We start from the raw sequence: 12,632 nt of genomic DNA, 5'->3' as shown, positions 1-12,632 counted from the left end.
TGTGCATTATTCTTTCGCTTTTTTCTCTTTCTCTGCTCTTACAAATTCATGGAACATTTTCATTAAAGCGCGCTTTTCAATTCTTGATACGTAGCTTCTGGAAATACCGAGTGCCTTTGCAATCTCCCGCTGCGTTTTCTCTTTATCAAGCCCCAGTCCAAAACGCTTTACGATTACTTCTTTCTCTCGTTCGTCTAAAATATCGATATATTCTTTAATCTTTTCTAACTCCATACTAAGCTGGATCATATCAATTACATCTTCAGACTCTGATTTTAATATATCAATAAGCGATATTTCATTCCCCTCTTTATCTTGCCCGATCGGATCATGAAGTGAAACGTCCTTTTTCGTTTTCTTTAGTACACGTAAATGCATCAAAATTTCATTTTCAATACAGCGCGCTGCATACGTCGCAAGTTTTGTTCCTTTTCCTGCCGAATAGCTCTCGATCGCTTTAATGAGCCCGATTGTACCAATTGAAATTAAATCTTCTGCATCTTCCCCTGTGTTTTCAAATTTTTTAACGATATGAGCTACAAGCCGTAAATTATGTTCAATTAACAGATTCCTCGCTTGAGCATCACCTTGCTCCATTAACTCTAAGTACTTTCTCTCATCGTCAGATGATAACGGCTGCGGAAACGCATTATTCTTCACATAAGAAACAAAAACAAACACTTCTCGAACCATATATCCAATTGCGGCGAATAGACTCAAACCTTTCACCTCCGCCAAAATAGTGGTCTTTACTAAGTGTATGTGGGCGTGAGGTTGTTTGTGTCTGTACGATATCATTCCAATATGTTTTTAAGCATAATAATTGTCTCATAAAACCTCACTGCGTATACTTAAACACTTAAACAAAAGATTGGAGAGTGGAATATGAAATATTTCATTTCCCTCTTGTACCCGAGTAGCTTGTAAGAGATGAACTCCTTGTACGCTCTTGCAAGCTACTTGTACTACAAGGAGGGATTACAAATATGAAATTTGAAAGAACACGTGCTTATACAAGACACCAACGTCAACGTACAATGCGTCGAAAAATGAATATTGCACAACACGCATGGGGATATACTCCTGAAATTGCCGGTATTTTTGCAAAAGGAAAAGTTCACTGTTCTTGTGGAATGTGTACAATAAAGTGGAGAACAGAAGGACCACCTGCTAGTGTACAGAAGTGGTTATACAAAATTGATACATACGAAGAATAATCGTTCTTTCTAAAAAAGGTCTTCTATCGAAGACCTTTTTCCCTATTTAAAAGCTTATTTACTCCAAATTTTCTCCCCAGTATGCGCATCAATATAACGAATTTCTCGACTACCGTCGAAGAATTCTTTATCATTTTCATTCGTTGTTTGTTTATACAGTAATTGATATACCGTTTCCTCTACATCATGATCTATAGACCATTCTAATTTAACTCGCATGGCCTCTCTGTATATTTCTAACGCTTTTTCCTTTGTTACTTTTGGTGTTGTTTCATATGTAAGTAATTCTTTTATAAGGTTGCTAGACTCTCCGGAATAATGCACCACAGCCCCATTTTCTGCATTGATATTGACCATAAATTGCTTATACTCTGCTGGAATACCATTCACATATACGGAAAAGGTAAACCTTTCAATTCCATCTTCTGTTGCTTCACGTTCTTCCCAAAGACGTAGATATTGTGTGACATCTGGAATAACTTGTTCCAAAAATTGAAGTACTTTTTGTAAACATTCCTCTCTAGACAGTATTTTCTTTACTTCTTTATCATCTGTCATTTTTATAAAACCAATTAATTCATCGGTAGATTTATCAATCATAATGCCAACAAAATTATTATATTTTAACATCGGTAAATGCTTTTTAAAAAATTCATTCATTAAATATGGATTCTTTTCTTCTTTCTGTTTCTGTAATTTCTCTTTCAGAACAAATTTCATTCTTATTTCATCATCATTTTCCGTCTCAGCTACTTTTGTAAAACTTTCTTTATCCCAGTCAAATAAATCGAATACGTCATCTTGCCGGCTACCTTTTTTCGGTTTTTCAACAGCTACAGCCGAAGGCAATTTATAATGATCTGGTCCAAATAAATCTTCGCCTGTACTTGCATCAATAAACGCATGACTTGGCTCTGGTTCGTATACAAGACGGTACCCTTTTACTTCTTCTCCATTTTCATACTCACATGAAGAGTGTGTTAAATCTACAAATACAAGTCTCATATTTTGTCTAGCTTTCAAGTTTTCTAAAACGACGTTCTCCTCAACAATTTCACTTGGCCATGACGGTTTTGTCTCTATAGCTTTTTGTCCATTATAATGGAAATTCACAACATTCCCTGAAGAGTGAACTTGCACAACATATCCTGTATTCGGCAATGGATAGCCCTTCACTTCTTGCATATAATTTACTTCTTTCCAACCACGTCTGTCATCCTTAACAGTTATATATGAATAAAATTCATATCCTTCTTTTGTATATTTTTTTAAGAATGTATTTGCAATCTCTCTTGCCTTGTTCTCCTCTAGCGCTTTCTTACTACTCGAAAAAGACTTTTCATCCTCTATCCTAAATTCAATTAAATTACCAGTATGTCTATTCAACGTTATTTGTATCGTTCTCTCCTCATCCTCTTTATGCTCCCACCATAATAGATGATATGGGTCATCCACACCTTCTTGATCATCTACAACAAGCCTATAATCATCTGGAATGTTAATAATATGAGCCACTTGCTCTTTTCTTTCTTTATCTTTTTGATTCATCATACCTCTCCTTTTATTACAATTTAAGGTAATTATAACAAACAAAACCAAAGAACTATAAACAAAAAAGACTAGAGATATCTCTAGTCTTCTACTTCGTTTCACGATGTAACGTTACTCGCTTTAATCGTGGACAATATTTTTTTAGTTCAATGCGCTCTGGATTATTTCGTTTATTTTTTTTAGAAATATAATTACGATCACCGCACTCTGTACAAGCTAATGTAATATTTACACGCATATGTAATTCTCCTTTCTTTTAAAGATCGCAAAATAAAACGTAATGATTACGATTTAAATATTATATAACTTCATTCTATTTGTCAATTGCAAAACAAAAAGGATCTAAATAGAACCCTTTTGTTTAAGTAATCTATACCTTGTATTAAAATGTTTCGTATGTAACAAACTCACTAATCGGTTTTCGATATCCTCGTGGGCGAGTTTTAGTAGTATCACTTTTTCCTATCGTAATCATTAAAACAGGTACTACATGCTCTGGCATATTCAATTCACTTTGTACTGCTTTTTCATCAAAACCGATCATTGGACACGTATCATATCCATAATATTTAGCTGCGTACATAAAAGTCATCGCACTTAACGAAGCATTTCTAATCGCTTCCTCTTCCATGAAGCGTTCTCCTTTTCCTTCATATAGCCCTTTCGTTTGCCTAATTGTATCTTCATACTCACATTCATCAATCATCTTTAAAACCTTCATACCGAAATAAATATTTTCAACATTTTGGTATGCTCTCTTGTCACCACAAACAAGTATTACCGCAGATGCACTCGATACTTTATATTGTCCGAAGGCTAACTCTTTTAATCTTTCTTTGCGCTCTTGATCACGAATTACAACATAATGCGTATGTTGCAAATTGTAACAAGATGGAGAAAGCTTTGTTAGCTCAAATATTTTTTTAAAGTCCTCATCTGGGATTTCTATTCCTTGTACAAATTTCATTGCAGAACGTCTAGCAATTGCTAATTCTTCAAAGTTCATCTTTTAGCCTCCTTAATAACCATAAATTTAAATATACATTAATTTATACTAATGAATAAATCAAATGAAAACACTTTAAATTATGAATAATAATGATGATTTACAAAAAAAAGACAAAAAGCTGAAACAATTAGTTCATACGAAATTCACACGAATCTATTACTATAGGAATTGTACATAGTGAACTTATTAACAATCACGTTTATTCATATAGAATTTTTACTCGAAAGGAGTTGAAAGTATGAAAACTAAATATCGCTTTATGATTTCATCATTTGCTGCTTGCGCTTATATGCTTTGGTATTTAGTATAATAACAACCTCACTTGTAGATAGGAAAAGGTGTGTATATAAATGGAATATAATCAATCAACAGTTAACTACTGGAAAGCTTTTGTACTACCATATACATTTGCTTTAGAAGAGTTAAAAACTAAATTTGAAATTATGAACCGGGAAGCTCAATTTTTAGAGGATTACAACCCGTTTGAACATATAAAAACAAGATTAAAACAACCTGAAAGTATTATTAAAAAGCTTGAACGTAAAAATTTATTACCGACAGTTGAAAATGCCCAGACGCATTTACAAGACATCATCGGCATTCGTATTACATGTTGCTTCGTAGAAGATATTTATCATTTAAAAGAAGTCATTCAAAAGCGTGAAGATATGGAAATCATAGAGGTAAAAGATTATATCGCTAATCCAAAGGGAAACGGCTATAAAAGTTTACACATGATTATTAAATATCCTTTATCACTGAATTCTGGTACAAAAGAAGTCTTTGCAGAAATTCAGTTACGTACGCTTGCAATGGACTTCTGGGCAAGTTTAGAACATAAACTTTATTATAAATATGAAGGGAAAATACCTGAGTATTTAAAAGATGAACTACATGATGCAGCAATGAAGGCTGAAGACCTCGATAATAAAATGGCAACAATCCGCCAAGATATTGATGATATCGAAGCATGCTCAAATCAAATTATGTTACCACTATAAAAAAAGGTTCTCGCCAATGAGAACCTTTTTGCACTATTTACGGAAAGTTTCATTTTATTTCTTCTCTATCGTGCGAACCTCTTCAATTTTCCAGCCATCCTCTTCTTTTCCAAGTGCATACTGTACTTTTTTCTGAAGAGTGACCTCTCCATCTATTTCCTTTTCTTGTGTTTCAACAACAACATATCCTGCTTTACTAGCTTTTATATCTATATGTTCCAATTCAATTTTCTTATTTCCCTTTTGAAAAGCTGCTTCTTTTTGCGTTTTTAAGTCTTCAGCACTAGGCATCTTCTTTGAAAATAACTCCATATGTTCAGCAAGATTTTTTTCATTTGTCGTCCGTACAAATTTCTCCATAACATCTTGAATCGATTTCTCTTCTTCTTTCGTCATTTGTACTTTTTCCTCAGCTTTTGTAGCAGTAGATTTTTGTTCTATCTGATTCTCTTTGGATTGACATCCAACTAGCAATAATACACCTACTAGAAGGAATCCTATCCCTCTGAAAAAAGCTCTCATCTTCCCATCTCCTAAAAAGAAAAGTGAGGCATTTCGCCTCACTTTCGTTTATAATTAGCGTCTTCCTTTATTCGGATCGCCACCGCCAACAATATCAAAGACACGTTTAGCGATATTTGTATTTTCTTGAACGCCAGAGAACAAGTATTTACCAGGACCAAATGCATATACGTTTACATCTTCCCCTGTATGTCCACCTGTTGTCCATCCTGTAACCGAACGCTTATTGAAAATATCTTCAATCGCATTATCAATCTTTGTTACATCTTTTGAAGGAGCAATATCGTTTACCGCTTTAATTTCTTCTGGTGTTAATTGTAAATCAATATATTTTTTCAATGTTTCTTCTACATTTGCACCTTTTGCAATCTCATTTGCCATGAAGTCTGGTGTGCGTTTTGCAGCTTTAATTGGATCTACTTTAAAGTTATACTCACCATTCGCACCTAAAGATAATCCACCAGTAGCGTGGTCTGCCGTTGCAACGACTAACGTATTTTTATCTTTTTTCGCAAACTCAATCGCTGCTTTAAATGCTTTTTCAAAGTCTTCCATTTCACTCATTGCACCAACGATATCATTATCGTGTCCAGCCCAGTCGATTTGACTTCCTTCAACCATTAAGAAGAAACCATTTTTATTTTTGTTCAAACGCTCAATTGCTGCATTTGTCATTTCTTCTAATGAAGGTGTTTTATCGGTACGGTCAATCATTTTATCTAAACCGCCTGGCGCAAATAAACCAAGAATTTGATCATTCTTATCATTTAACAATTGATTACGATCTGTTACATAGCTATAACCAGATTTCTTAAATTCTTCTGTAAGATTGCGATCTTTTCTAACAAAGTTAGTTACACCACCGCCAAGCATAACGTCTACTTTATGCTTCCCTTTAATTTTCTCATCAAAATAATCATTTGCAATTGCGTCCATGTTTTTACGACTAATGTCATGCGCACCGAAAGCAGCTGGTGTTGCATGTGTAATTTCAGAAGTAGCAACTAATCCTGTTGATTTCCCTTTTTCTTTCGCTTGTTCAAGGACAGTTTTCACTTCTGCTTTATCATTATCAACTGCAATTGCCGCATTATATGTTTTAATTCCTGCTGACATAGCTGTTGCTGCTGAGGCAGAGTCTGTGATATTTTCATGTTCATCTTCCGGATATGTCTTTTGTGTTCCTACAAGATGCTTATCAAACTCTGTAGATTCCATCTCGAATGTTTTTGGATTATCTTTCATATAGCGATGAGCCGTCATGTATGAAGGACCCATACCATCTCCAATTAACACAATAACATTTTTAATCTTTGCATTGCTTCCGCTCTCATCTGCATTTACTTCACTAGAGCGTGTAAAATTCCATGTTGCCACCGAAGTAACTGCTAACGACGCCACAACTGCAAATGGCCATGCTTTTTTCACAAACTTTTTCACTGTATTGTCCCCCTAATTAGGTTATTCATTTCCCACTATCAAATTTAATAGAAGACTATTAAGAGAAAATTAGTTATATGTAAATTTTTTGTTAACTTATGTAAATATCAGTTATAATTTGTATAACATTGTCTATTCATACCAACCATCTTCCCCTTTACAATCAAAATATAAACAAGTTGGATTTCATTTAACGTAAATCTCTTATTTAACATTTCCAATCTACTTTTATGAAAATTAATAGAAATGTGGTGAGCATGTATGAAAACAATAAAGCTTGATGAAACTTTTATTTTTGATTTACTCGACCTTTGCAAATCTATTGGATGGTTACAAAATAAAGCATTTATGAAAAAACAATTCGAAATGTACCTTTCTCTCGGTACACTTGTCGGTTATATGCATGAAAATAAACTGATTGCAGCTGGAGGCGTATTTCCTTTTAAAGATAGGTTTTCTACTATTGGTATGTTAATCGTCCATCCTAATTTTCAAGGCCGAGGCATCGGGCGTATTTTGCTTAACCACTGCTTAGAACATACTCACGCAAAACAACCAATTGCACTTATTGCAACAAAAGCTGGCGAGCCTCTTTATTCATCATGCGGATTTCAAACAATAACGACCATTCATCGTTTTGAAAAACAAACTACTAAGACACATATCACTCATACACAACAAGTAAAAGAAAAAGACCTTATATCGCTTATTTCTCTCGATCAAATTACAACTGGTGCCGATCGTTCTTTACTTTATTCATTACTATTACCAAGAACCAGCCACTCTTTTAAAATGGAGAGACATAACTGTGTAGAAGCTTTTTCCTTATGCATACAAAAAGGTAATATATTATGTATTAATCCACTTATCGCCAAACGAGAAGAAGATGCTATTCAATTACTACAAAACATATGTGAATGTTGGAATGGCACAGTAAGGATTGATGTCCCACATTCACAATTTTCATTTCGCAAATTTCTTCAAACAGAAAATTTCCAAGAAACGCTCCTTTCACCTCTTATGATAAAAAATGGTAGCCATCTTCCTGGAAATCGTAAGATGCTATTTGCTATGATAGATACAGCGTTATGTTAGAAAGGGGACACCTAATTGAAGCGATTTAGCTATTTGATGGTAGGTTGTCTTACTCTTACACTATTAGTAGGATGTAGTGCAGCAGAAAAGCCAGTAGAACAAGTAAAACAAGTTAAAAATACACTTACAGCAAAACTAGCTACCGAGGAAAAAATGGTAGAAATAGATGGTCAAACCATTTACTTCAAAAAGATTGGTAATGAAAAACCACCTTTACTTATGATCCATGGATTTGGAGGATCCTCAGATGGTTTTCAAAAGATTTACTCAGACTTAGCAAAAGATCATACAATTATTTCTGTAGATGCTTTAGGCTTCGGACGCTCATCAAAGCCGATGGATTTTTATTATTCTTTCCCCACTCATGCAAATTTGTATTATAAGTTAATGAAAAAACTAGGTTATGATTCATTCGCAATACTGGGGCATTCAATGGGCGGAGAAATTTCTCTTAATTTAACATATTTATATCCTGAAGCAGTTACCCACCTTATCTTAACTGATGCTACAGGCGGGCCTCATACACTCGTTAATAAACAAGGTTCTCCTACGCCACAATTATCAACTGATTTAAATACTGTTTCTGCTGTTGCAGATTATGATGAGAGCAAAGTGAAATTTAAACGTAATGATGAAGAGCATTACAATAAAATGAAATTATGGCCTAGACGTCTTCAAATCAATGCAAATGAAATGAAACAACCAACCTTAATTATATGGGGAAGAAATGATAGTAGCGTTTCTTGGAAAGAAGGAGAAACGTATCATCAATTCTTAAAGAATAGTACTTTCCATATTATCGAAAAAGGTTATCACGCACCATTTCGTCAGGAACCACAGGAGTTTGTAGGGTATGTGAAAGATTTCTTTGACAAAAACCCTATAATAACTGAAAAATAAACGGGTATCTCATTTTGAGATACCCGCTTTCATATATTAAGCAGCTTGCTTTTGGCGTTTTTGAGTTTTTGATCCTAAAACTTTTGGGATAACAAAGCCGTCAAGTCCAAGTTTTCCAGCATTCATACCAGAAACTAGAACGAACATAGATAAGATAACCATTTCAGGGTTCACACCAATTGACCCACTAAACATATAGGAAAAGTTCATTACAAGACCGAAAAAGACCGCTGTTTTTGTTAAACAGCCCACAATTAAACCAATTCCGACTAAAATTTCTCCCCACGTCACAAGTGTATTAAATAGATCGACATTTGGAATTGCAAAATCTTGTAAAAATGATGCCCACCAGGATTGAACAGCCGGTTGTGCTCCTTTAGATTTTTCAATTGCACCTTGTAAATAACCCGTTGCATCGAATCCTTTTCCTTGTAGTTTACCAATTCCAGCCATTAACCATGTGTAACCAAGATACACTCGGATTACTGCTAGCACAAAAGAAACTGCTTTGTTTTCTCTTAAAAATTGAATAACCATATCTTCCTCCTAAAGTTGTAATTAAGTTAGTTACAGTTAATACAATAACATTAGTTACTTATTTTACAAACGTTAATTATGAATAATTCGTGACATACGTATGAAATATTACAAGCTAACGTTTATATAGTAACTTTTATTACCTGTAAAAACTTGAACATATCATACCATAAGTGATAATCATTTTCATTAAAAAAATGTAAAAAAAGTGTGAGTTAAATGTGAAACACATTTATTCGAATATAGAATAAACGTGTTTCGCACTACTTATAGAATCGAAATGTACGTGTCTCCTCATCAATTAAACTTGCTTCTTGAAATGCTTCTTCTAACGTTTTTTTTTGGTTAATAACCCCGTAAAATAAGCGTATTGTAAACATAAGTGCTGCATTCCCATCTACATAATCTATCGATCCAATATACGATTTTGCTCCACTACGTAAAAAAGATTCTGCTAGTTTTCGCTCCCCTAACGTACACCCACTATTTACAATATGTGTATTATGCAATTTTGCATATTTATAAATTTCTGCTGAACCAAAGTATCCCCGCGGTTCATCTTGTTCATATATATCTTCACCTAACTCTTCCATCACAAACTTTTCTTCCTCACCATGAAAGCAAAAGACAACATAATTAATATCGTTATATAAACCCTTTCCAGAAAGAATATCGATGAATTCTTTCGGTCTACCAATCCAGTGTGTTATAACTTTCGCCCCAAAATATTCAAGTGATGCTCGGATTGATTGTGCCTCTAAATCAGAATTAAAGCCAACTACTATTGCAACATTCAACATACACCCTCCATCCTATAATTAGATTTCCTCAATCAAACTTTTAAGGGATACATCCATTTTATATATACCCGTTTCTTTCAAAAAATAAGATCTAGTTAAAACGACTTTCTGTAAATATTGCCTATACGCTGTAATTGTCCCGTCGTGAGATACAATGTAAATTCTTTCCGCCCCCAGCTCATAACACCAAAGAAGAAATTCATCTACGATTTGCTGAAAACGATTCTCTGAAATAGTATTTATACCTTCCGTCCATAACTGCTTATTTGTACTTTTCGCAATCGAAAAATGTGGAAATAAATTTGTTATTATTCCCTGATCTACTATGTGATCACATGGTAATGTTTTCGCTCCTTCTCGATAAGGAAAAATACGTGGGGATGCATATGGATGAACGATTTTTTGACAAGCTACTTTCTCACTCCATATCGCCGCCGTTTGTAAAGTTCTAAGTGTAGGGCTAGCGATTAATATATCTGTTTCTTGCAATGGCACATTGCATTGAAGCAATTTAGCCTGATTCCTTCCCTCATCCGTTAATGGGGGATGCAATACTTGTAAACTTGCCGGCAAATCTTTTGTATGTTCTCCTTCACCGTGCCGAACAAAGACGAGTTTCATACCCATCCTCCTCTCTCCATGAAATCCTTCAACAGAATTTCTTCCCTATCTCATTCATTATTCCTGCTATAAGAAAAAACAATATGTAAAATACTTTTTACAAGAGGGAGGGGAATCACAAATATGAAATGGATAACCATCTTAATTGGAATGATAATATGGAGCTACATAAATGGCTTCTTTAGTAGTGATAAAACTGCTAATCTTTGGATTACAGATGATGAACGTGAAACAAAAATTAAGCAGAAAGCAATTATTGCAAGCTGGTCTGGTGTTTTTATGTTTTGTATCATTAACCTCTTAAACAAATGGTTAGGTGTAGGGATGAGCGATACATCACCTTACTTACCATCTTCTGTCGCAACTATTTTAAAAGAAAATATAGAGTTACAAATTTTATTTATGCTATTTATTACGTATGGCACATATTTTACGTATACTACCGAAGGAAATTAAGCGCTTAACTTTTTACCTCATGATTATCCTCCTAAATGGTTATAGTAATTAAGACGAAATGAAAGGAGCGATAAAAAAATGAGTAACTCAAATGACTTTTTAGATACACTGCATGAAAAACAAGCAAAAGATGAACAAAATAGAAAACGTCAGGGGAACGGAAACCCCGCGAAAAAAAAGCCAAATAAAACACATAAATAACAATAAAAAACCTGCCTAAAATTATCTTTTAGGCAGGTTTTTTTATTCCTCTTTCACCGAGATGACATTTTCCCAATTCCATCTCTCATAATACCACTCTGGTACATCTATATTTTCAATCCACTTCTTTTCCTGCTTTCCATCATTATTGGCAATCCATACATTGGCTTTCTTACGGTCTGAACGTATCCATATTAATTGATTACTCTTATTCATGAAGATTGGATGATAATCTCCTTGCCTATGAGGTGGCTTTGTGATTCGATGTTGTTCGTCGCTTGTACTATCGATCTCATATAAAGATGGTAGTGGTCTTTTTTCTAGTGGAGTTTCTATCCCTGCCTCTTTTGCTCGTGAAACGATAATTACGTTATCGTTCTTCCATGTAAAATCCCAATCGACATATCCTTTCGGTGTAAATGTGTTCTGCTGAAGTGCTGGCAATTCTTTTACTTTTAAATGTTTATTCTCTAACGCAACTCTCCCGCTACCTTCAATATAGGCTAATATATTTTTTGATGGCGCCCATTGAAACCATTGTGTGTTTAATAACATTTGATCTACTTTTTCAAACCGGCTGCCATCTGCCCGAACTAGGCAAAGCGTATTGCTATCAGCTGACCATGAAGCTGTCGGTACTGCTAAAAATGAAATCCACTTTTGATTCGGTGACCACTTAAACCCACTTGCAACTAATGCTAAAAAATCATCATGTTCATTTGGTAATGCATACAAATGCTTCATTTTGTGAGGATTCATATGTGCATCTATTTGCACTTCATATAGCTGAGCCCCTGTCCATCCTGTTGGAAGTAAGTGTGCTTCAGATGATACAAGAAACTTCTTTCCGTCAGGGTACCATGCATAATCACCTACACCTGCCGATACATTTTCAAAATCTGCATTCTTTTTTTCTGCATCAAATGTATTTAATGCACCTGAAAATATAAATGCAATGATATTTTCTGTTGGTGACCATTGATAATTTGATGCTTCTGAGTGAGATGGTATAACTTTCTTTCCATCTTTCAGCCGATATAACTCAAGAATGCTTTGTTTCTTTCCTTTTGCATATGCTAGCCACTCTCCATCATGTGACCACTTCGGTCCTGTTATGTACTCTCCTTTTGTAAGTTGTTTTTCTTTTCCATCAACTTTAATCCAAAGATTATGATGACGAATAAAAGCAATTTTCACTCCACTATTTTCTGCTTTAATAATAGTAATTGAACTTAAAAATATGAATAATACTACGATGACACTTGCTATAACCTTTTTCATA

At 34.4% G+C, this 12,632-nt stretch carries 15 protein-coding genes and 1 pseudogene; 6 read left to right on the top strand and 10 right to left on the bottom strand.

The genetic code is table 11. The annotated features are described in order from the left end of the window. Positions 1 to 6 precede the first annotated feature (6 nt). Entirely contained in the window at positions 7 to 720 is a 714-nt protein-coding gene (gene sigK / locus DN390_RS05100; RefSeq protein WP_000051382.1) for an RNA polymerase sporulation sigma factor SigK, read from the bottom strand. Positions 721 to 986: 266 nt separating this feature from the next. On the opposite strand from sigK, the gene DN390_RS05095 reads away from it, so the two are divergent. Then, positions 987 to 1,217, top strand: coding sequence for a hypothetical protein (locus DN390_RS05095; RefSeq protein WP_060632330.1), 231 nt, complete (start codon positions 987 to 989; stop codon positions 1,215 to 1,217). Between the two features lie 54 nt (positions 1,218 to 1,271). Here DN390_RS05095 and DN390_RS05090 read toward each other — a convergent pair whose 3' ends face one another. The 3 genes from DN390_RS05090 to DN390_RS05080 form a co-directional block, all read right to left on the bottom strand. Continuing rightward, positions 1,272 to 2,765 (bottom strand): YcdB/YcdC domain-containing protein, encoded by a 1,494-nt coding sequence (locus DN390_RS05090; protein WP_147806742.1) that lies wholly within the window; start codon positions 2,763 to 2,765, stop codon positions 1,272 to 1,274. Between the two features lie 91 nt (positions 2,766 to 2,856). Further along, on the bottom strand, positions 2,857 to 3,006 hold the full coding sequence (gene rpmG / locus DN390_RS05085; RefSeq protein WP_001265617.1) for a 50S ribosomal protein L33: 150 nt from the start codon (positions 3,004 to 3,006) through the stop codon (positions 2,857 to 2,859). Between the two features lie 144 nt (positions 3,007 to 3,150). After that, positions 3,151 to 3,774, bottom strand: a complete 624-nt coding sequence (locus DN390_RS05080; RefSeq protein ID WP_147806741.1) for a nitroreductase family protein — start codon at positions 3,772 to 3,774, stop codon at positions 3,151 to 3,153. A 353-nt stretch (positions 3,775 to 4,127) separates the two neighbouring features. Here DN390_RS05080 and DN390_RS05075 point away from each other — a divergent pair, with 353 nt between their 5' ends. After that, entirely contained in the window at positions 4,128 to 4,778 is a 651-nt protein-coding gene (locus tag DN390_RS05075) for a GTP pyrophosphokinase (protein WP_000456215.1), read from the top strand. A 54-nt stretch (positions 4,779 to 4,832) separates the two neighbouring features. On the opposite strand, the gene DN390_RS05070 is transcribed toward DN390_RS05075, so the two are convergent. Together DN390_RS05070 and DN390_RS05065 are read right to left on the bottom strand one after the other, a co-directional pair. Continuing rightward, complete coding sequence (locus tag DN390_RS05070; protein ID WP_098198661.1) at positions 4,833 to 5,300, bottom strand: hypothetical protein; 468 nt, start codon at positions 5,298 to 5,300, stop codon at positions 4,833 to 4,835. Positions 5,301 to 5,354: 54 nt separating this feature from the next. Beyond that, positions 5,355 to 6,740 carry an alkaline phosphatase gene (locus DN390_RS05065; RefSeq protein ID WP_147806740.1) on the bottom strand — a complete coding sequence of 462 codons (1,386 nt, stop codon included), beginning with the start codon at positions 6,738 to 6,740 and terminating at the stop codon, positions 5,355 to 5,357. 261 nt (positions 6,741 to 7,001) lie between these two features. Here DN390_RS05065 and DN390_RS05060 point away from each other — a divergent pair, with 261 nt between their 5' ends. Both DN390_RS05060 and DN390_RS05055 read left to right on the top strand, forming a co-directional pair. After that, positions 7,002 to 7,835 (top strand): GNAT family N-acetyltransferase, encoded by an 834-nt coding sequence (locus DN390_RS05060; protein ID WP_147806739.1) that lies wholly within the window; start codon positions 7,002 to 7,004, stop codon positions 7,833 to 7,835. Positions 7,836 to 7,850: 15 nt separating this feature from the next. Continuing rightward, entirely contained in the window at positions 7,851 to 8,735 is an 885-nt protein-coding gene (locus DN390_RS05055; RefSeq protein WP_147806738.1) for an alpha/beta fold hydrolase, read from the top strand. Positions 8,736 to 8,771: 36 nt separating this feature from the next. Here the strand turns inward: DN390_RS05055 and DN390_RS05050 are convergent, their stop codons facing one another. From DN390_RS05050 to DN390_RS05040, 3 genes are all read right to left on the bottom strand, one after another. Continuing rightward, positions 8,772 to 9,272: a DoxX family protein gene (locus DN390_RS05050; RefSeq protein ID WP_048550927.1), complete on the bottom strand. Its 501-nt coding sequence runs from the start codon at positions 9,270 to 9,272 to the stop codon at positions 8,772 to 8,774. Between the two features lie 263 nt (positions 9,273 to 9,535). Next, complete coding sequence (locus tag DN390_RS05045) at positions 9,536 to 10,072, bottom strand: delta-aminolevulinic acid dehydratase (RefSeq protein ID WP_147806737.1); 537 nt, start codon at positions 10,070 to 10,072, stop codon at positions 9,536 to 9,538. An 18-nt stretch (positions 10,073 to 10,090) separates the two neighbouring features. After that, positions 10,091 to 10,693: a histidine phosphatase family protein gene (locus DN390_RS05040; RefSeq protein WP_147806736.1), complete on the bottom strand. Its 603-nt coding sequence runs from the start codon at positions 10,691 to 10,693 to the stop codon at positions 10,091 to 10,093. Between the two features lie 123 nt (positions 10,694 to 10,816). Between DN390_RS05040 and DN390_RS05035 the strand changes: the two are divergent. Beyond that, a pseudogene (locus DN390_RS05035) lies at positions 10,817 to 11,157 on the top strand (phosphoglycerate mutase). Positions 11,158 to 11,227: 70 nt separating this feature from the next. Then, entirely contained in the window at positions 11,228 to 11,350 is a 123-nt protein-coding gene (locus DN390_RS05030) for a DUF4023 domain-containing protein (RefSeq protein ID WP_000071861.1), read from the top strand. A gap of 42 nt (positions 11,351 to 11,392) precedes the next feature. Here DN390_RS05030 and DN390_RS05025 read toward each other — a convergent pair whose 3' ends face one another. After that, positions 11,393 to 12,631, bottom strand: coding sequence for a TolB family protein (locus tag DN390_RS05025; protein WP_147806734.1), 1,239 nt, complete (start codon positions 12,629 to 12,631; stop codon positions 11,393 to 11,395). Between the last annotated feature and the right edge of the window lies 1 nt (position 12,632).

The sequence above is a fragment of the Bacillus sp. SH7-1 genome (assembly GCF_008042405.1).
Taxonomy (GTDB): Bacteria; Bacillota; Bacilli; order Bacillales; family Bacillaceae_G; genus Bacillus_A; species Bacillus_A thuringiensis_N.
This window is presented reverse-complemented; position numbering and strand designations above follow the sequence as displayed.

Excerpts from the sequence above, each read along its gene's own strand:
- DN390_RS05095 (WP_060632330.1), top strand. The coding sequence starts at position 987 with ATGAAATTTGAAAGAACACGTGCTTATACAAGACACCAACGTCAACGT.
- DN390_RS05090 (WP_147806742.1), bottom strand. The coding sequence starts at position 2,765 with ATGAATCAAAAAGATAAAGAAAGAAAAGAGCAAGTGGCTCATATTATT.
- rpmG (WP_001265617.1), bottom strand. The coding sequence starts at position 3,006 with ATGCGTGTAAATATTACATTAGCTTGTACAGAGTGCGGTGATCGTAAT.
- DN390_RS05080 (WP_147806741.1), bottom strand. The coding sequence starts at position 3,774 with ATGAACTTTGAAGAATTAGCAATTGCTAGACGTTCTGCAATGAAATTT.
- DN390_RS05075 (WP_000456215.1), top strand. The coding sequence starts at position 4,128 with ATGGAATATAATCAATCAACAGTTAACTACTGGAAAGCTTTTGTACTA.
- DN390_RS05070 (WP_098198661.1), bottom strand. The coding sequence starts at position 5,300 with ATGAGAGCTTTTTTCAGAGGGATAGGATTCCTTCTAGTAGGTGTATTA.
- DN390_RS05060 (WP_147806739.1), top strand. The coding sequence starts at position 7,002 with ATGAAAACAATAAAGCTTGATGAAACTTTTATTTTTGATTTACTCGAC.
- DN390_RS05050 (WP_048550927.1), bottom strand. The coding sequence starts at position 9,272 with ATGGTTATTCAATTTTTAAGAGAAAACAAAGCAGTTTCTTTTGTGCTA.
- DN390_RS05045 (WP_147806737.1), bottom strand. The coding sequence starts at position 10,072 with ATGTTGAATGTTGCAATAGTAGTTGGCTTTAATTCTGATTTAGAGGCA.
- DN390_RS05040 (WP_147806736.1), bottom strand. The coding sequence starts at position 10,693 with ATGAAACTCGTCTTTGTTCGGCACGGTGAAGGAGAACATACAAAAGAT.
- DN390_RS05030 (WP_000071861.1), top strand. The coding sequence starts at position 11,228 with ATGAGTAACTCAAATGACTTTTTAGATACACTGCATGAAAAACAAGCA.
- DN390_RS05025 (WP_147806734.1), bottom strand. The coding sequence starts at position 12,631 with ATGAAAAAGGTTATAGCAAGTGTCATCGTAGTATTATTCATATTTTTA.